Raw genomic sequence first — 18,771 nt, forward strand, 5'->3', positions numbered from 1 at the left:
AGGGGAATAGGCGCTGAGCGTGAGCCGTCTAATCCCTCCGCCGGTGTTAGCCGGATCAGGTTCCGCGGGTTGGCTGAAAGCCTCTCAGCCGCACGTTACCGCGCAGCACCCCGTTAGAGCGGGACTAGATGTACCGGTGAAGGAATTGTCTGGCAAGTGGTGTCGAACCGCTGCCGTCTTGCGTTCATGGCCAAGGACCGAGGGGCATCGTGCGATAGCAGTCGCGATAGCAAGAAAGCCGCCCGGGGTGCCGGACGGCTTTCTTGCTAGTAGTTCTTTGGCAACAAGGTTCACGCGTTGAGCGCGTAGCCTGACTGGGAGTCGTTGCGGAATATCTTGAGGTCACGCGGCACGATCGCCATGCCGCCGAGACGGTTGGCGATCGCATAGTCGATCGTCTGCTCTACCACATGCGGCATGACGGGCTTGGTCAGAACGCCGAGCGATCCCTCGACGCCGTCTTTCACGTCTTCCGGATTGGCCGTCATGAAGATGACCGTCAGGCCGTATTCGGCAGCGAGTTCGCGCCCGATTTCCGGACCGGTCCGGCCGTCGGAGAGATTGACGTCGACCAGCGCGATATCGGCGTATGCACCGAGCGACAGGGCGTGCTTGCGGGCGCTGGCAAAGCCTGCAACCTTGAGACCCATGCTCTCGACAGTCTCGGCAACATCAAGCGCGATCAGGAATTCGTCCTCAACGATCAGAACGCGCTGTTCCATTGCATCACTCGCCAGCCGACGACGCATCACATTAGTCAGCATTGGACATTCCTAACCGTTTTGTTTCCATCTGGTCGGCATGTCGGCATTCATACCGCACTACGCATTTCGACCACTTGATGGATGCCGAACGTCACCGGGGAATGTTTGTTCCGGCTCGCGACAAATAAAACGGTGGATATTTATTTGTTAAGTATAGGAATTCTTTAACTATCCTTCAATCTGTTCTCGGAGCATCTCAAGCTCCAGCCATTCTTCTTCCATTTTGGCGACACGATCGCGTAGTTTTGCCGTCTCTGCGGCAAGCTTTGAAAACGCCGACGGGTCTTTGGCGAAGAGTTTGGGATCGGCCATCTTCCGTTCGGATGTAGCGATCTCGTCCTGCGCCTTGGCCATGTCCTTGGGGAGGTTTTCCAGCGCGAACTTCTGCTTGAAGGAGAGCTTGCCCTTTGACTTGGTGGCAGCCGGAGCAGTGCTGTCCGTTTTCGCCTTTTCCGCCTTATCGGCGCGGCGCTTTTCGTCGGCCATGCCTTTGCGCTGCTGCAGCATGTCGGTATAGCCGCCCGCATATTCGATCCAGCGGCCATCAGGGGCATCCGGGTCTGTCGGGGCGATCGTCGAAGTCACGGTCCGATCGAGAAAGTCGCGGTCATGGCTGACGAGAATGACGGTGCCGGCATAGCCCGCGACGATTTCCTGCAAGAGGTCCAGCGTCTCGATGTCGAGGTCGTTGGTCGGTTCGTCGAGGATCAGAAGATTCGAGGGTTTGGCCAGCATGCGGGCCAGCATCAGTCGCGCGCGCTCGCCCCCGGAGAGGTTCTTGATCGGCGTGCGGATCTGTTCCGGCTGGAACAGGAAATCCTTCATGTAGCCCGCCACATGCCGCTGTTCGCCGTTGACCAGCAGCGTCTCGCCGCGGCCGTCTGTCAGATAGTGAGACAGCGTATCTGCGGGGTCGAGGTCCTCGCGCTTCTGGTCAAGCGTGGCAATTTCGAGATTGGTGCCGAGCTTGATCCAGCCGCTGTCGGGAGCAAGCTGACCCGTCAGCATCTTGAGAAGCGTCGTCTTACCAGCGCCATTCGGACCAACCAGGCCGATCCGGTCGCCGCGATGAATGCGGGTCGAGAATGGCGCAACGATCGGCTTGTCATAGGTCTTGGTGATGTTTTCCGCTTCCACCACCAGCTTGCCGGACTCGCGCCCTTCGGCGACGGAGGCCTGAACGGAGCCCTGCGGTCCCTTGTGGCCGCGGTAGTCGGCCCGCATGGACTGCAGCTCGCCGACGCGGCGCATGTTGCGCTTTCGCCTTGCGGTCACGCCGTAGCGCATCCAGTGTTCTTCGCGCTCGATCGCCTTGCCGAGCTTGTGCTGCTCGATCTCTTCCTCCTCGAGAACCTGATCCCGCCAGGCTTCGAAATGGCCGAAACCGCGCGACAGGCGGCGGGACGTGCCGCGGTCCAGCCAGACTGTGGCGTTGGACACCTTTTCGAGAAAGCGACGGTCATGGCTGATGACGACGAGCGCGCTGCGGGTCTTGCGCAGCTCGTCTTCCAGCCATTCGATGGTCGGCAGATCCAGATGGTTGGTCGGCTCGTCCAGCATCAGGATATCCGGTTCCGGCGCCATGACGCGGACAAGTGCTGCGCGTCGCGCCTCGCCACCGGAAAGCCTGACCGGGTCTTCCTCTCCTGTCAGGCCGAGATGCTCCAGCAGATAGGTGACGCGGTAGGGATCGTCGCCAGGTCCAAGCCCCGCTTCCGCATAGGCCTGCACGGTTTTGTAACCAGCAAAATCCGGCGCCTGTTCGAGATAGCGGATCGTCGCATTGGGGTGCCGGAAAACCTCACCCGACTGCGCTTCCACCATGCCAGCGGCGATCTTCATCAGCGTCGATTTGCCCGAGCCGTTGCGGCCGACGAGAGAGATGCGGTCGCCGGGCTCCACCTGCAGGGCAGCTCCGTTGAGAAGCGGCGTGCCGCCGAAGGTTAGAACGATATCGTCGAGTTTCAGAATTGGCGGTGCCATGCGGCGTCTATGCTCCGGAAAAATCGTTTGGACGGGCAAGGATCATCGCCCTCCCGTCACGTAAATGGAATTGGACGGGCCCTTCTGCAACGTTGGACACGGTGCGGGAGGAACCGAAGGGCAGCGTGTAATCCTTGAGTGGATAGCGCGCGCCAAGAATGTCGAGGCCTGCAAGGCCTGTGAAACCGATGACGGAAAACAACGTGCCCTTGGGCAGGTCGAGCGTCATCGTGCCGGTGAGAAAGGGCACGGCCTCTTCCTCACCGGATGTCAGGAGAACGTCATGCCCGCGCTCGGCAAGGCTCATCGCATGCAGAAAATGCTGGAGCGCGTGGTCGGACCGTTCGCCGCCCAGCGCGCCGATCAGAATGAGCCGCGTCGCGCCGCGTTCGATCGCTTCGGCCGTCGCGATCTCGCCGTCCGTCTCGTTCTTTTCCGGCGGATAGGTCCGGCGCTCGACATCGGGATAGCGCTCGATCAGGTCTGCGTCGGAGGAATCGAAATCGCCCACCCAGAGCTCCGGCATCACACCCAGCGCCTCTGCATGGCGCATGCCGCTGTCTGCCGCGATGAAGCGGCTTGCGGCAACTGCCTTTTGCAGTCGGTCTGTTACGGTGAGGTCACCGCCGAGCAGGATCGTGAAGGTCGAGTTGGCCATTGCCCATGCCCATATCCTAAAGCGGCTCGCAAGGGAAAGGCGCGTGTCGCACTGTTCGTGCGAAAGCGGTCATTTTTGCTGCCATTGACGGCGGGCGTGGCAGGGATTATTTGAAAAGTCGAAATTCCGTGGTGATTTGGCCGGCCGGCTTGCAGCCACGTAAAAAAAGTCGCTAAAGGGCCGCGAGAAGAGTTTCAAAAACTTCCCACGGGCCGGCTGCGATTCTTCGTGCCGGCTTTTTGTTTTTGGGTTGAAGAGATGCCGATCAAGATCCCCGATACGCTGCCTGCCTTCAACACGCTCGTTTCCGAGGGCGTGCGCGTGATGACCGAAACGATGGCGGTCAGGCAGGACATCCGGCCACTGCAGATCGGGCTTCTCAATCTCATGCCCAACAAGATCAAGACCGAGGTGCAGATGGCGCGCCTTGTCGGCGCCTCGCCGCTGCAGGTCGAATTCTCCCTGGTTCGCATCGGCGGCCACAAGGCCAAGAACACGTCGGAAGACCATCTCCTGTCGTTCTACGAAACGTGGGAAGAGGTGAAGCACCGCAAGTTCGATGGTTTCATCATCACCGGCGCGCCGGTGGAAACCCTGCCATACGAGGACGTCACCTATTGGCAGGAAATGAAGGAAATCTTCGACTGGACCACTACCAACGTGCATTCCACCATGAATGTCTGCTGGGGGGCGATGGCCGCCATCTATCATTTCCACGGCGTTCCAAAGCACGGGCTGAAGGAAAAGGCATTCGGGGTCTATCGCCACCGCAACCTGTCGCCGGCGTCGGTCTATCTCAACGGTTTTTCCGACGATTTCCAGGTACCGGTGTCGCGCTGGACGGAAGTGCGCCGGCAGGACGTCGAAAAGGCCGGCAGTGACCTCGAGATCCTGATGGAATCCGACGAAATGGGCCTCTGCCTTGTGCATGAGAGGGCCGGCCGACGGCTGTTCATGTTCAACCACGTCGAATACGATTCCACCTCGCTCGCCGACGAGTATTTCCGCGATGTCAAGGCCGGCATCCCGATCAAGATGCCGCACGACTATTTTCCGCACAACGACGATACGCTGGCCCCGCTCAACCGCTGGCGCGGTCATGCGCATCTCCTGTTCGGAAACTGGATCAACGAGATCTACCAGACGACGCCCTACGACCTCGAAAAAATCGGCACCGAGTGATCGAGAGAGCCTGACCGATTTTTCTCCTGGCGTCGTTGCGGCTTTGATCGAAATCACGCAGGTTGCCGCAAACATTTGGGAGGTGCGTTATGACGGATCATGAGTTCGAGATTTTCGGGACGACGAAGGCCGGCGAGGCGGTTCACCGAATCACGCTCTCAGGCGGCGGGCTGACAGCCCAGGTTCTCACCTGGGGCTCGGTCATCCAGGATCTGCGGCTTGCCGGCCACGAGCCGCCGCTGGTGCTGGGGTTCGACAATTTCGCAGACTATGAGGCCTATTCGCCCTATTTCGGTGCCACGCCTGGTCGCTGTGCTAATCGCATCGGCGATGGCCGCTTCTCGATCGACGGCACCGAGTATCAGGTGGAGCTCAACGAAGACGGCATTACCCATCTGCATGGCGGATCCGACGGCATTGCCCGGCGCATCTGGTCGATCGTCGATCATGCGGCAGACCGGGTCGTGCTGCAGATCACCGATCCGGACGGACGCGCCGGATATCCCGGCAATTGCACCGTCACCGCGACCTACCAGCTGATGGAAGACGGGGTGCTTTCGGTGATCTACGACACGGTGACCGACCAGCCGACGCCCGCCAACGTCTGCCAGCACTCCTATTTCAATCTCGACGGTCGCCCCGACATTTTCGGCCACGACATGATGATCGCCGCGGCTGAGTTGACGGCGGTGGATGAAAGGATGGTGCCGACCGGCGTCCTGATGCCGCTTGCCGGCACCACGTTCGACCTGAGCGAGATGGGTCCGATCCAGCGGACTGGTGCCGATGGCGAACAGGTGAAGTTCGATCATAACTACTGCCTCTCTGAGGAGAGGACTGCCAAGCGCTCGGTCGCGCTTGCCCGCAGCCTGTATTCCGGCGTGCAGCTCGAAGTGCGCACCACGGAGCCGGGGATCCAGTTCTACGCGGGCTTCAAGCTCGCCTTGCCGGTGCCCGGCATGGAAGGCCGTCCCTACGCGCCTTACGCCGGCTTCTGCCTGGAAACCCAGGTCTGGCCCGATGCAATCAACCACGAGACTTTCCCCAATGCAGTGCTTCGCCCGGGCGAAACCCTGCGCCAGGAAACCGACTACGTGTTTTCGAAGAGCTGAGGCGATGAGGGCTGAGGCTGCCGAAAGGCGGCCTCAGTCTGGCTGCGAGGATGCAGGCAGCCAGCGAATGACGATAATAGACGAGGTACCCTACTGGGTACCAATACCGTTATTCGTTTTTTCGTCTGAAGGGAGAATTTGGAGCGGGCGAAGGGATTCGAACCCTCGACCCCAACCTTGGCAAGGTTGTGCTCTACCACTGAGCTACACCCGCTCATAAACCGTCGACCCGGTGGTAGTCTGGATCGTCGGTGCCGCTCGTTGCCGGCGACGGGCGGTATATGGCCCAGACTTTTTTCAAATGCAACAGGGAAATGACGATCTCGATGAAGAATTTTTCAGGAGCTTCGAAAGCCCCTGCGAAACAAGGGTTTGCGCCAAAGCGTGCATCTTGGCCGGTCCGAACAATCTGTCTATAGTCCGCCATCCTTACCCCGCCGGCCGGGGCCAACACCTCAAGAGCAGCCAAGATCGATCATGCCAAAAACTGCAGAAGACCTGTTCGCCTTTCTCGATAGCCTCGATATTGCCCACAAGACGAAAGCGCATGCACCGGTGTTTACGGTATCGGAATCAGCCAGCCTGCGTGACGAGATCCCGGGCGGGCATACCAAGAACCTGTTCGTCAAAGACAAGAAGGACCAGTTCTTCGTCATCACGGTCGAAGAAAACGCCAGCGTCGATCTAAAGACCGTCCACAAGGTGATCGGTGCGTCCAGTCGCGTCTCGTTCGGCAATCCTGAAAAGATGCTGGAATTTCTCGGCGTCGTGCCGGGCTCCGTCACCGTGTTCGGCGCGCTGAACGACACGGATAACAACGTCACGTTCGTGCTCGACGAAGACCTCATGCGCGAAGAGGTGATCAATGGCCATCCACTCTCAAACGATGCGACGACGTCGATCGGTCGCGACGATCTTATCCGCTTTCTGGAGGCGACGGGCCATACGCCGCTTGTCTTGAAAGTGACGGGCTGACATACGATCTTTGCAATTCAGAGTAAGACATAATGCGCATCGGCCGTGTGCCGATTGGACTTTTTCCGGGAGAACACTTTCATGAGCGGCACGAACAATCCTTATGGTGGCTCCTACGGCGCCGGTAACTACGGTGGCCAGAACGCGACGGTGAACTTCGGTTCGACGCCTGCTGCGGCCCCAGCGCCCGCGGCTTCCTCTGTCCCTGCTGCTGCCGGTAGCTATATCTCGGACACGACGACCGCAGGCTTCGGCAAGGACGTGATCGAGGCATCGCGCAGCCAGCCGGTTCTCGTCGATTTCTGGGCGCCCTGGTGCGGTCCGTGCAAGCAGCTGACGCCCGTCATCGAAAAGGTCGTCAACGAAGCCCAGGGTCGCGTCAGGCTCGTCAAGATGAACATTGACGACCATCCCTCGATCGCGGGACAGCTCGGGATCCAGTCGATCCCGGCCGTGATCGCCTTTGCCGATGGCCGTCCGGTCGACGGGTTCATGGGTGCCATTCCGGAAAGCCAGATCCGCGAGTTCATCGAAAAGGTCGCAGGTCCAGAGGGCATGGACCAGGCGGCCGAGATCGAGGCGGTGCTCGGCGATGCGGAAACCCTGCTCGGACAGGACGATATCCAGGGTGCCGCACAGCTCTACGGCGCCGTTCTGCAGGCCGACCCGGAAAACCCCAAGGCTGCGGCCGGCATGATGCAGTGCCTGATCGGCATGGGCGAAACGGCCCGCGCCGGCGAGATGCTCGCCTCCCTGCCCGAAGAGATGGCTGCCGATCCCGCAATACAGGCGGTCGCCAAGAAGCTGGAGCAGATCGAGGAAGCCCGCAAGCTGGGTGACCCTGTCGCACTCGAGCAGCAGCTTGCCGCCAACCCCGACGATCACGAGGCCCGCGTGAGCCTCGCCAAGATCCTCAACGTCCAGGGCGAACGCGAAAAGGCGGCCGATCACCTGCTGACCATCATGCGCAAGGACCGCACGTTCGACGACGATGGCGCGCGCCGCCAGCTGCTGCAATTCTTCGAGGTCTGGGGCCCGAAAGATCCGGCTACGATTTCCGGGCGCCGCCGCCTTTCGTCGATCCTGTTCTCCTGATTGTGTTGCCGATTGATCGCTAAGCCGGATCGCAGCCTTGCGTTCCGGCGACGATGCCCCACATTAGTTTTATAGGTTTGGCTGAACGGCCAGGTTTGGACAACGGCCAGATTCGGACAGACATTTTTGTCCGGTGAATGTGGTCTGGGAGGTATCGGACCAATGCATGTGGGAAACGCGCGCTATCTGAAGCGGGAGGATCTTCCGGAAACGATCCCGGTCTTTCCGCTGACTGGGGCTTTGCTCCTGCCGGGAGGCCAGCTTCCTCTCAATATCTTCGAGCCGCGTTATCTGTCCCTGTTCGATGCAGCGCTTGCGGGCGACAGGTTGATCGGCATCGTGCAGCCATCATTGATGGAACCGGACGAGCCGCTCGGCGGCGGGCGCTCGGCGCTGTCGTCGATCGGTTGCGCCGGCCGGATCACGTCCTTTGCCGAAACCGGCGATGGCCGCTACATCATTTCGCTCAGCGGGATCTGCCGCTTCAGGCTGCTCGATGAGATCGGTGGCGGCCATCCGTTCCGCAAATTCAGACACGCGCCTTTCCTGTCCGATCTGACCGACGAGGATGACGAAAAAGCCGTCAACCGGCCGGAACTGCTGCGGGTCTTCAAGGCCTATCTCGACGCCAACAAGCTGGAGGCGGACTGGGAAAGCATCGAGCGGGCCGGAAACCGGACGCTGGTGAATTCGCTGTCGATGATGTCGCCCTTCGGTCCTGCCGAGAAGCAGGCGCTTCTGGAGGCACCGGATCTGAAGAGCCGGGCTGATACGTTGATCGCAATCACCGAGATCCTGCTTGCGCAGGGATCCGGGACAGCGAACGTGCTGCAGTAGGGCAAAGGCCGGTCATGGACGAAAAACTCAGCAAGGTGGATCCGAAACTGCTCGATCTTCTCGTCTGTCCGCTGACCAAGGGCAGGCTGTCACTCGATCGCGAAAACAACGAGCTCGTGTCGCAAGGCGCGCGCCTTGCCTATCCGATCCGCGACGGGATCCCGATCATGCTCATGTCGGAAGCCCGCAAGCTCGAGGACTAGCCTTCAGATCGAGCCGTGAGCAACCTTCAGATCGATCGGCCGCTCAGCAGTTTCGGGTTGTCCTTCACCGTCGTTCCGGCGGCCTGACCGATGAAGAAATCCTTGATCTTCGGAAGCCGCTCCACGACGCCCAAGCCGAAATCGCGGGCGATGCGGATCGGCGTGACGTCGTTTGAAAACAGCCGGTTCAGCACATCCGTCGTCACACCCATCCGGAACGTATCGAAACGCCGCCACGACTGGTAGCGCTCGAGCACATTGAGCGAGCCGATGTCGAGGCCGAGGCGATCCGCCTCGACGACGGTCTCGGCAAGCGCTGCCACATCCTTGAAGCCGAGGTTGAGGCCCTGGCCGGAGATCGGATGAATGCCGTGGGCGGCATCGCCGGCAAGCGCGAAGCGCGGTGCGACGAAGGCGCGCGACAGGGTCAGGCTAAGCGGATAGGCCTTGCGACCACCGACCAGCCGGATCTCGCCCAGCTTGTGGCCGAAGCGCCGCTGCAGCTCTTCCTCGAAGATCAGGTCGTCCGATGCCATCAGGCGCTCGGCGGCATCGGTGCGCTCCGTCCAGACCAGCGACGAGCGATTGTTGGTGAGCGGCAGGATGGCGAACGGGCCGGACGGCAGGAAATGCTCTTCCGCCACGCCTTCGTGGTCGCGTTCATGGGCAACCGTCGCGACGATGCCGGACTGGTCGTATGTCCAGTTGACAGTGCGGATACCGGCCATGTCGCGCAGCTTTGAGCGCACGCCGTCGCACGCAACGAGAAGGCGGGTTTCCTCGGTCGAGTCATCGGAAAATTTCACGGTCGTATGCGTTGCGGTCGTCTCGAAGCCGGTGGCGGAAAGGCTGTGACGGATCGATACGCCGAGCCGTTCGGCGGCACCGCGCAGGGCGCGCACCATCGCGACGTTCGGCACCATATGGGCAAACGGCCTGCCTGCCTGGATCGTGCCGTCGAAGGTGAGAAAGACCGGGCGGACCGGATCGGATGTCCGGCTGTCGGTGACGATCATCCGGTTGATCGGCTGGGCGTGCGGCAAGATTTCGTCCCAGGTGCCGAGGATGTCGAGCATCTGGCTGGCGGCCGCGATGATCGCGGAGGCGCGCTCGTCCTTTTCCCAGACACCGGCCGGTGCGGCCTCGACGACCTGGACCTCCAGATGCGGCGTCGCCTGCTTGACCGCGACCGCCGCCGCAAGGCCCACATAACCACCACCCACAACCAGCATGTCCAGCATTGCAAAACTCCCGAGCACGTCAAACACTTCGTGGCGTTTCCATTTGAGCTCGAAACGCTTAGCCTTAGATATAGATCATCAAGTGCCCGCTTCCTACCGCCGGAGTCCGTCTTAATGTCGAGTTCTTCTACCCCAATCGATCCCATCAGCGCACTGCTGACCGTACTCGACCTCGAAAAGCTGGAGGAGAACCTGTTTCGCGGCAGGACCGGCCCCGACACGGGATGGCAGAGAGTGTTCGGCGGACAGGTGATCGGCCAGGCGCTGGTTGCGGCACAGCGGACGGTCGCCAGCGATCGCTTCGTGCACTCGCTGCATGCCTATTTCCTGCGGCCTGGAGATCCGCTGGTGCCGATCATATACCAAGTGGAGCGAATCAGGGACGGGTCGAGCTTCACCACGCGACGGATTGTCGCCATCCAGCATGGGCATGCCATCTTTTCGATGTCCGCTTCGTTCCAGATCGACGAAGGCGGTTACGACCATCAGATGTCGATGCCGCCCGTCGCCATGCCGGAAGAGCTGATGCCGGAAAGCGAATTCAAGAAGATGTTCCTGAAGCACGGCTCCGAAGCCGTGCGCCGCTACTGGTCTCGCGAGCGTCCGATCGAGATGCGGCCGACATCGCTTGCGCATTATCTGTCCAAGGAGAAGCTGGAGCCGCGCCAGGATATCTGGGTGAGGACCACCGGCCCGGTGCCGGACGACCGGACGATCCAGGCGGCGTTGCTTGCCTATCTCTCCGACATGACGCTTCTCGATGCCTCTCTCTATCCGCACGGCACCTCGATCTTCGATCCAACCATCCAGGCCGCGAGTATCGACCATGCGATGTGGTTCCACCGTCCGATCCGTTTCGACGACTGGCTGCTCTATTCGCAGGACAGTCCCAGCGCATCCGGCGCGCGCGGCATGACCCGCGGCGCAATCTACAGTCGATCCGGCGAGCTCGTCGCATCCGTCGCGCAAGAAGGTTTGATTCGTAAAAGAGCAAATGAATAATATTTGGGCATTTTGAGAAAACTGCACAAGTTTTCGCCGAAATTTGGCCGGCGCGTTGCCCGTTATTTGGCGACGTTCTGAAAGGGTCATTCTTATCAATAGCTTAATCTGGCTTCTCAAACTGGCATGACCCTTGAATGTGTCATGTCAGTCGCTGCTCTTGATCAGGCAGTGATCCAGGAGAATCGGCCCCGAGCCGAGCAACAAAGGATGGGAAGCCAGATGAAAATTGTAATGGCCATTATCAAGCCATTCAAGCTGGATGAGGTGCGCGAAGCCCTCACCGCTGTCGGTATCCAGGGCCTTACCGTGACCGAAGTAAAGGGCTACGGACGCCAGAAGGGACACACGGAAATCTACCGTGGGACGGAATATGCGGTCAGCTTCCTGCCGAAGCTGAAAATCGAGATCGCGGTTCCGACCGACCTCGTCGAAAAAGCCGTTGAAGCAATCGCCTCTTCCGCCAAGACCGGCCAGATCGGCGACGGCAAGATCTTTGTCTATTCGATCGAGCAGGCCGTGCGCATCCGCACCGGCGAAACCAATACTGAAGCGCTGTAAGAACGGCTGACAGGGGAGTCTTCAAGCTATGCAATTCACCAAATTTTCCACTCTCGGGCGCCTCGGTGCCGCGGCTGCGGCCTTCGCCGCGCCCGCCGTCGCCTTTGCGCAGGACGCTGCCGCACCGGCAGTCGCTGCCGCGGCCGCGGCCCCGGTTGCCGACAAGGGCGACACCGCGTTCATGTTCATCTGCACGCTTCTCGTGCTGTTCATGCTGATGCCGGGCATCGCCCTATTTTACGGCGGCCTCGTCCGCACCAAGAACATGCTGTCGGTCCTGATGCAGTGCACCGTTGCCGGCGCCGCCATCATGATCATCTGGGTCACCTACGGCTATTCCTTTGCCTTCGGCGGCAGCACCTCCGCCTTCTGGGGTGGTACGGCGAAAATGTTCCTGTCGGGTGTCAACATGGACTCGACGGCTGCAACCTTCTCCGACGGCGTGGTCATTCCGGAATTCATCTTCGTGATGTTCCAGATGACCTTTGCGGCTCTGACGCCTGCACTGATCATTGGCGCCTTCGCCGAGCGCATCAAGTTCTCGGCTTCGATCCTGTTCTGCATCCTGTGGGTTACCTTCGTCTACTTCCCGATCGCCCACATGGTCTGGGACGCAAACGGCCTGATCTTCGGCTGGGGCGCGCTTGACTTTGCCGGCGGCACCGTCGTTCACATCAATGCAGGTCTTGCAGGTCTGATCGGTGCGATCATGGTCGGCAAGCGCACCGGCTACGGCAAGGACATGATGGCTCCGCATTCGATGACGCTGACGCTGGTCGGCGCTGCAATGCTCTGGGTCGGCTGGTTCGGCTTCAACGCAGGCTCCAACCTCGAAGCTTCGGGCGGCGCAATGCTCGCAACGGTCAACACCTTTGTTGCAACCGCTGCAGCCGTCCTCTCCTGGTGCGTCGTCGAAACCTTCACCCGCGGCAAGGCTTCGCTGCTCGGTGCTGTCTCGGGCATGATCGCCGGTCTCGTCGCCATCACGCCGGCTGCCGGCATTGCCGGTCCGATGGGCGCCATCGTCATGGGCCTGATCGTCTCGCCGCTGTGCTACTTCTTCGTTGCCGTCATCAAGAACAAGTTCGGCTATGACGACACGGCAGACGTGTTCGGCGTCCACGGCATCGGCGGCCTGTTCGGCGCTCTTGCCACGGGCATCTTCGCATCCGCCTCGCTCGGCGGTATCGGCTATGCCGAAGGCGTCACGATGGGCGGTCAGTTCATGACCCAGGTCTATGCCGTTCTCGTCACCATCGCATGGTGCGGTATCGGCTCGCTGGTCATCTACAAGATCGTCGATCTCGTCGTCGGCCTGCGCGTCACCGTGGAAGCAGAACGCGAAGGTCTCGATCTCGCGTCGCACGGCGAAGCTGCCTACCACTCGTAAGAGGCTGCAACTGCCTCTCGAAGGCAGCGTCAATCTCTGATGACCATCACTCAAGCCCGGGCCTCTGGTCCGGGCTTTTGCGTTTTGCCAAGCGAATTCCAGCCGATCAATCTTGGTTAAAGTCGCGTTAACCATCGCGGGGGTATTCTGCCTGGAATTGCGTGACCGGCCGAAACCTGCCGGTTCATGAAACAGGCGGTTTTTCAGGACGGCGGGCAGACAAGATGGGCAGAAGCAGTTCGGCGGCTATGGCAAATCGATCCACCCGCCTGGTACTCACGGCCTTTGTCTGGCGACAGGCGCTCGCGCTGACAGGCTTTGGCATTTTCACGCTGCTGGCGCTGGCGGTGGCAGCCCTTGCCACGTGGAATGTCGCAGATCCGAGTTTCTCCTACGCCACCGACAACCCGCCTGCCAATATCCTCGGCTTTTCGGGCGCAGCCTTCGCCGACCTGATGATGCAGTTCCTCGGACTTGCGAGCATCTTTGCGCTGCTTCCAATCCTTGCCCTGGCGCTCGCTCTGATTTCCGGGCGTCGTTACGATCGCATTCCGGCGCGGCTTGCAGCATGGGGCGGCGGTACGCTTCTCGCCTCGGCGACGCTCGGCTGCTTTCCGGCGCCGGCGACCTGGCCGATCCCGAACGGCATCGGCGGCGTCATTGGCGACATGATCCTGCGCTTCCCGGCTCTCTTCGTCGGCGCCTATCCGACGGGCATGGTCGCAACCGTACTCGGCTGCATCTTTACCATTCCCTGCATCTGGCTGATGCTGTTTGCGTCCGGCTTTGTCGGCGAAGCCGTCGAGACGGAAAGCGATGACGACGATGCGCCCGTGGCCGCCGTCTCCGCGCGCAACCGTCAGGAAGAGGATGAGGACGGCGACGACAATGGCCTCTTCGGGGGCTTCCTGGCGTTCGGCGCGCTGGCACATTACTGGTATATCGCTCAGGCACGCCTGCGCCGGTTGACCGGTGCCAAGCCGCGGTCGCGCGTCGGTTTCGACCAGCCCTACGATTTCAACGACGATGAATTCGGCACTCTCAACGAGCCGGTGCGTGCAAAGCAGGACTCTGCCGGTGGCAGAGGCCGGATGGAGCCGTCGCTCGATGGCGCACCGGAGCGGGTCCTGTCGCCGCGCCGGATCGTCTCGGCACCGCCGATGTCCTCCAATGACGAGGATGACGACGATGATTCGTCGCTCGATACGGCAGACAATCCACGTCGCCCGGCCGGGATCCTTGCCGACCACGATGAGGATTTCGCGGCCGCGCGCGGGTCGAAATCTGCTGGCAACGGCTCTCCGCGCGTCGTCCCGGCGGCACCGCCTCCCAAGCCCAGCGCCCGCGTCGGTCGCGATGCGCAGGGCTCGTTCATCTCTGCCGACGGGTTCCAACTGCCCTCCGTGCACCTGCTTGCCGAACCAAAGGCGATTGCCCGCGATGCTTCGCTGTCGGCTGACGCGCTGGAGCAGAACGCCCGCATGCTGGAAGGCGTGCTGGAGGATTTCGGCGTCAAGGGCGAGATCATCCACGTCCGCCCGGGCCCTGTCGTGACACTCTACGAACTGGAACCTGCGCCGGGCATCAAGTCGTCCCGCGTGATCGGACTTGCCGACGATATAGCCCGCTCCATGAGCGCCATTGCTGCCCGTGTCGCGGTCGTTCCCGGCCGCAACGCGATCGGGATCGAGCTGCCGAACCGAATTCGCGAAACCGTCTATCTGCGCGAAATGATCGGCTCGAAGGATTTCGAAACCAGCAAGGCAAAGCTTGCCATGGCACTCGGCAAGACGATCGGGGGCGAGCCTGTTGTCGCCGATCTCGCCAAGATGCCGCATCTTCTCGTGGCCGGTACCACCGGTTCGGGTAAGTCGGTTGCGATCAACACGATGATCCTCTCGCTTCTCTACCGCTACACGCCGGAGAAGTGCCGCCTGATCATGATCGACCCGAAGATGCTCGAACTTTCCGTCTATGACGGCATCCCGCATCTCCTGTCTCCGGTTGTCACCGATCCGAAGAAGGCTGTCGTTGCGCTCAAATGGACCGTCCGCGAGATGGAAGAGCGCTACAAGAAAATGTCGAAGATCGGCGTGCGCAATATCGACGGGTTCAATTCGCGCGTCGAGCAGGCGATGGAACGCGGCGAGGTTCTGACCCGTACCGTCCAGACTGGTTTCGATCGCCAGACCGGCGAGGCGGTTTACGAGACGGAAGAGTTCGACCTGCAGCCGATCCCATATATCGTCGTCATCATCGACGAAATGGCCGACCTGATGATGGTAGCGGGCAAGGATATCGAAGGCGCTGTCCAGCGTCTGGCGCAGATGGCGCGTGCGGCCGGCATCCATGTGATCATGGCGACGCAGCGCCCCTCGGTCGATGTCATTACCGGCACGATCAAGGCCAACTTCCCGACCCGTATCTCTTTCCAGGTCACGTCGAAGATTGACAGCCGTACCATTCTCGGCGAACAGGGTGCCGAACAGCTGCTGGGTCAGGGCGATATGCTCTATATGGCGGGCGGCGGTCGGATTCAGCGTGTCCACGGGCCTTTCGTCTCCGATACCGAGGTCGAAGAGATCGTCGCCTACTTGAAAACTCAAGGGTCGCCCCAATATCTCGAAGCTATCACGGCTGATGACGACGAGGATGGCGAGGGCGCAGGACCTGCCGGCACTTCCAACCTCTCGGACTCGGACGATCCTTACGACCAGGCGGTGGCGGTGGTGCTCAAAGACGGCAAGGCCTCCACATCCTACATCCAGCGCCGTCTCGGCATCGGCTACAACCGTGCGGCATCGCTGATCGAGCGGATGGAGCAGGAGGGCCTGATCGGCCCGGCCAACCACGCCGGAAAGCGCGAGATCCTCGTGCCGACCGAAGCGGATGTACTGGATCGGTAAGGCCGGTAAAGCGGTCTTCAGGGGTTCGTGATCCGGCGCAAGCGGCCATCAAGACGCCGTGTTTCCACAACAGAAACACGGAAGGAGACCAGAATGACAGAACAAAAGACCACTCTTTCCAAAAGCGTGACCGGACTGCTCGGCCGTCGCCAGTTCTCGCTCGGCCTTGCCGGCGGTGTTGCCGGGCTGCTGGTTGCGGGAGCGGCAAAGCCCGTTCTGGCGCAGGCCGCAGCCGGTGCCTCGGCTCAGCGGATCGCCGACCATTTCTCGTCGGTGAAGACGATGATGGGCGAGTTCGTTCAGTTCGGGCCACGCGGCGAACAGACCGGCGGCAAGTTCTTTATCGAGCGCCCCGGCAAGCTGCGCTTCAACTTCGAGGATCCGTCGCCGCTGCGCGTGATTGCCGATGGCCGCAACGTGGTCGTGGGCAACGTCAAGCTCAAGACCTGGGATATCTACCCGCTGTCGAAGACGCCGCTCAGCCTGCTCTTGTCCGAGCGCATCGATTTGACATCCGCGACCGTGCGCAGCGTGCGTGAAGAGACCGACCTGACGACGATCGTGCTCGGCAACAAGTCGATCTTCGGCGATTCGACCATCACCATGATGTTCGACACCAAGACCTTCGACCTTCGCCAGTGGACGATCACCGACGCCCAGAACAAGGATACGTCCGTGATGGTCTATAACGTCCGCAACGGCGTGGCGATGGACGAGAGAGTGTTCACCATCCCCTACGATCAGGTGAAGTAAGACCCATCCGCCGAGACAGATCGCTTTTTGAGGGCTGCGGAAACGCGGCCCTTTTTGCTTTTCCTGCTTTGCGAAATTGCCTAGAGGTGATGCCCATCAGCGAGGGCAGGCATGACATTCTCCATCACCACCTGGAACATCAACTCGGTCCGGCTTCGCATGCCGATCGTGCAGCAGTTCATTACCCGCAACCAGCCGGACATTCTCTGCCTGCAGGAGATCAAGTGCCAGGAGCCTGAGTTTCCCTACCAGCCGCTGAGAGACCTCGGCTACGAGCATATCATCGTGCATGGCCAGAAGGGCTATCACGGCGTCGCCATCGCCTCGAGGATCCCGCTGTCGGAAGATCACCGCCAGAATTACTGCAATGTCGGCGATGCCCGGCACATCTCGGCGCTTTTCGGGACGGGTACCCGGCGCATCCGGGTGCATAATTTCTACGTGCCTGCGGGAGGCGACGAGCCGGACCGGACGATCAATCCGAAATTCGGCCACAAGCTGGATTTCGTCGAAGAGATGAAGGTTTTGCAGGCCGATGCGACGCCCGGCATTTCGTCGATCCTCGTCGGCGATCTGAATATCGCGCCGCTGGAGCACGATGTGTGGTCGCACAAGCAGCTTCTGAAGATCGTCAGTCACACGCCGGTCGAGACTGAGGGCATGAAGGAGATCATCTCCAAGGGCGGCTGGCTCGACCTGATGCGCCAGTACACGCCGGAGCCGGAAAAGATCTACACCTGGTGGAGCTACCGCGCCAAGGACTGGGAAGCCGCCAACAAGGGTCGCCGTCTCGATCATATCTGGTCATCGCCGGACCTTGGCCCGTTTCTCGACCGGATCGAGGTGCTGAAGGAAGCCCGAGGCTGGACCCAGCCATCGGACCACGTTCCGGTGACGGCAGTGTTCAAGTTCTAAGGAGCAGTCATCTCAGCGGAACCGGTGCTGCATGGCGAGTGCTGCCTTGGCGAGGCTGACGATGTTGTCGCGGATGCGGTTTTCGATGAGACGACCGACCTGGGGATATTCTTCCAGCAGGCGCTCGAACAGGGATCTGCCGATCCTGAGCGTTTCGGAATCTTCGGCCGCGATTGCCGTGAACTTGCGCTCGACCATGGTCACCAGCGCGAGCTCGGATAGAAGCGTGCCGGGCCCGACCGTCTTGTCGAGACGAACGGTGCCGTCGCGGGTGGTCGAGTAGAGGTCGAAACTGCCTTTGTAGACGATGAAGGCGGATTCGGCGGGGGAACGCTCGCGAAACAGCTCCTGGCCGCCGGATGTCGAGCGTCGTTCCGCCCCGAACGCAATCAGCCGCAGCTGGTCGCCATCCAGTTCCCTGAAAAGCGGCACTTGCGACAGAAGCCGGATATCGTCGGACAGTGCCATTTTACGGGTTTGCGGTCTTCGGGGTTAAGGTACGATCTTGTATCCACCGTTTTCCGTCACCAGAATCTCAGCATTCGAGGGGTCGCGCTCGATCTTCTGTCTCAGACGATAGACATGGGTTTCCAGTGTATGCGTTGTAACGCCGGAATTATAGCCCCATACTTCTTCCAGAAGAATATCGCGTGTGACGACCTTCAGCCCTGCGCGATAGAGATAGCGGATGATCGCCGCTTCCTTTTCGGTCAGACGGATCTTCTTGCCATCGTCCGTGGTCAGAAGCTTCTGGCTCGGCTTGAACAGGTAGGGGCCGACGGTGAACGTGGCGTCCTCGCTCTGTTCGTACTGGCGAAGCTGGGCGCGGATACGCGCAAGCAGAACCGCAAAGCGGAACGGCTTCGTCACATAATCGTTGGCGCCGGCTTCGAGGCCGAGGATCGTGTCGGAATCGGTGTCGTGGCCGGTCAGCATGATGATCGGGGCCTTGAAGCCGTTCTTGCGCAGAACCTTGACCGCCTCGCGGCCGTCCATATCCGGCAAGCCGACATCCATGATCAGCAGATCGACCTGGGTCGCCTTGGCGGTATTGACCGCCTTGGTTGCATTGGCTTCCTGCAGGATCGAGAATTCGTCGTAGAAGCCGAGCTGCTCCACAAGGGTCTCGCGCAGATCATCGTCGTCATCGACCAGCAGTATCGTTCTCGCCATGCAGTTCTTGCCTTCCGTAGC

At 60.7% G+C, this 18,771-nt stretch carries 19 protein-coding genes, 1 tRNA gene and 2 riboswitches; of the genes, 12 read left to right on the forward strand and 8 right to left on the reverse strand.

From position 1 onward, the window contains the following. Nucleotides 1–15: 15 nt before the first annotated feature. Nucleotides 16–123, reverse strand: a riboswitch (TPP riboswitch). Between the two features lie 167 nt (nt 124–290). The 3 genes from BLW69_RS00455 to BLW69_RS00465 form a co-directional block, all read right to left on the reverse strand. Next, on the reverse strand, nt 291–764 hold the full coding sequence (locus BLW69_RS00455; protein WP_062462225.1) for a response regulator: 474 nt from the start codon (nt 762–764) through the stop codon (nt 291–293). A gap of 168 nt (nt 765–932) precedes the next feature. After that, nucleotides 933–2,747 (reverse strand): ABC-F family ATP-binding cassette domain-containing protein, encoded by a 1,815-nt coding sequence (locus BLW69_RS00460; protein WP_092659231.1) that lies wholly within the window; start codon nt 2,745–2,747, stop codon nt 933–935. 7 nt (nt 2,748–2,754) lie between these two features. Then, nucleotides 2,755–3,405, reverse strand: a complete 651-nt coding sequence (locus tag BLW69_RS00465) for a thiamine diphosphokinase (RefSeq protein ID WP_092659233.1) — start codon at nt 3,403–3,405, stop codon at nt 2,755–2,757. A gap of 118 nt (nt 3,406–3,523) precedes the next feature. Continuing rightward, a riboswitch (SAM riboswitch) is annotated at nt 3,524–3,601 on the forward strand. A gap of 62 nt (nt 3,602–3,663) precedes the next feature. Between BLW69_RS00465 and metA the strand changes: the two genes are divergently transcribed. Beyond that, complete coding sequence (gene metA, locus BLW69_RS00470) at nt 3,664–4,587, forward strand: homoserine O-acetyltransferase MetA (RefSeq protein ID WP_092659235.1); 924 nt, start codon at nt 3,664–3,666, stop codon at nt 4,585–4,587. Nucleotides 4,588–4,676: 89 nt separating this feature from the next. Further along, a complete protein-coding gene (locus tag BLW69_RS00475; RefSeq protein WP_092659237.1) occupies nt 4,677–5,699 on the forward strand; it encodes an aldose epimerase family protein in 1,023 nt (340 codons plus the stop codon). A gap of 139 nt (nt 5,700–5,838) precedes the next feature. Here the strand turns inward: BLW69_RS00475 and BLW69_RS00480 are convergent. Next, nucleotides 5,839–5,913, reverse strand: a tRNA-Gly gene (locus BLW69_RS00480). Then, nucleotides 5,914–6,126, reverse strand: a complete 213-nt coding sequence (locus BLW69_RS00485) for a hypothetical protein (RefSeq protein ID WP_139283769.1) — start codon at nt 6,124–6,126, stop codon at nt 5,914–5,916. A 50-nt stretch (nt 6,127–6,176) separates the two neighbouring features. On the opposite strand from BLW69_RS00485, the gene BLW69_RS00490 reads away from it, so the two are divergent. The 4 genes from BLW69_RS00490 to BLW69_RS00505 all read left to right on the forward strand — a co-directional run bounded on the left by BLW69_RS00490 (nt 6,177) and on the right by BLW69_RS00505 (nt 8,809). After that, nucleotides 6,177–6,674, forward strand: coding sequence for a prolyl-tRNA synthetase associated domain-containing protein (locus tag BLW69_RS00490; protein WP_062462247.1), 498 nt, complete (start codon nt 6,177–6,179; stop codon nt 6,672–6,674). A gap of 81 nt (nt 6,675–6,755) precedes the next feature. Next, nucleotides 6,756–7,769 (forward strand): thioredoxin, encoded by a 1,014-nt coding sequence (gene trxA, locus BLW69_RS00495; RefSeq protein ID WP_062581583.1) that lies wholly within the window; start codon nt 6,756–6,758, stop codon nt 7,767–7,769. Nucleotides 7,770–7,931: 162 nt separating this feature from the next. Beyond that, nucleotides 7,932–8,606: an LON peptidase substrate-binding domain-containing protein gene (locus tag BLW69_RS00500; protein WP_062462253.1), complete on the forward strand. Its 675-nt coding sequence runs from the start codon at nt 7,932–7,934 to the stop codon at nt 8,604–8,606. 14 nt (nt 8,607–8,620) lie between these two features. Further along, nucleotides 8,621–8,809: a Trm112 family protein gene (locus tag BLW69_RS00505; RefSeq protein WP_062581585.1), complete on the forward strand. Its 189-nt coding sequence runs from the start codon at nt 8,621–8,623 to the stop codon at nt 8,807–8,809. A gap of 26 nt (nt 8,810–8,835) precedes the next feature. Here BLW69_RS00505 and BLW69_RS00510 read toward each other — a convergent pair whose 3' ends face one another. Next, nucleotides 8,836–10,050, reverse strand: coding sequence for a ubiquinone biosynthesis hydroxylase (locus BLW69_RS00510; RefSeq protein ID WP_092659239.1), 1,215 nt, complete (start codon nt 10,048–10,050; stop codon nt 8,836–8,838). Between the two features lie 114 nt (nt 10,051–10,164). Here BLW69_RS00510 and tesB point away from each other — a divergent pair, with 114 nt between their 5' ends. The 6 genes from tesB to BLW69_RS00540 all read left to right on the forward strand — a co-directional run bounded on the left by tesB (nt 10,165) and on the right by BLW69_RS00540 (nt 17,577). Further along, nucleotides 10,165–11,052: an acyl-CoA thioesterase II gene (gene tesB / locus BLW69_RS00515; protein WP_092659241.1), complete on the forward strand. Its 888-nt coding sequence runs from the start codon at nt 10,165–10,167 to the stop codon at nt 11,050–11,052. A 210-nt stretch (nt 11,053–11,262) separates the two neighbouring features. Beyond that, the gene (locus BLW69_RS00520) at nt 11,263–11,613 is read left to right on the forward strand and encodes a P-II family nitrogen regulator (protein ID WP_062462263.1); all 351 of its coding nucleotides are present in this window, start codon (nt 11,263–11,265) and stop codon (nt 11,611–11,613) included. Between the two features lie 28 nt (nt 11,614–11,641). Continuing rightward, a complete protein-coding gene (locus BLW69_RS00525; protein WP_062462266.1) occupies nt 11,642–13,003 on the forward strand; it encodes an ammonium transporter in 1,362 nt (453 codons plus the stop codon). A gap of 224 nt (nt 13,004–13,227) precedes the next feature. Next, nucleotides 13,228–15,909, forward strand: a complete 2,682-nt coding sequence (locus BLW69_RS00530; protein WP_092659243.1) for an FtsK/SpoIIIE family DNA translocase — start codon at nt 13,228–13,230, stop codon at nt 15,907–15,909. Between the two features lie 93 nt (nt 15,910–16,002). Further along, nucleotides 16,003–16,662: an outer membrane lipoprotein carrier protein LolA gene (locus BLW69_RS00535; protein ID WP_092659245.1), complete on the forward strand. Its 660-nt coding sequence runs from the start codon at nt 16,003–16,005 to the stop codon at nt 16,660–16,662. Between the two features lie 111 nt (nt 16,663–16,773). Beyond that, entirely contained in the window at nt 16,774–17,577 is an 804-nt protein-coding gene (locus BLW69_RS00540) for an exodeoxyribonuclease III (RefSeq protein ID WP_092659247.1), read from the forward strand. 12 nt (nt 17,578–17,589) lie between these two features. Here BLW69_RS00540 and BLW69_RS00545 read toward each other — a convergent pair whose 3' ends face one another. After that, nucleotides 17,590–18,045 carry a cyclic nucleotide-binding domain-containing protein gene (locus BLW69_RS00545; RefSeq protein WP_092659249.1) on the reverse strand — a complete coding sequence of 152 codons (456 nt, stop codon included), beginning with the start codon at nt 18,043–18,045 and terminating at the stop codon, nt 17,590–17,592. Between the two features lie 24 nt (nt 18,046–18,069). Then, nucleotides 18,070–18,750, reverse strand: coding sequence for a response regulator transcription factor (locus BLW69_RS00550; protein ID WP_062462280.1), 681 nt, complete (start codon nt 18,748–18,750; stop codon nt 18,070–18,072). Between the last annotated feature and the right edge of the window lie 21 nt (nt 18,751–18,771).

The sequence above is a fragment of the Rhizobium sp. NFR12 genome, from assembly GCF_900108545.1.
GTDB lineage: Bacteria > Pseudomonadota > Alphaproteobacteria > Rhizobiales > Rhizobiaceae > Neorhizobium > Neorhizobium soli.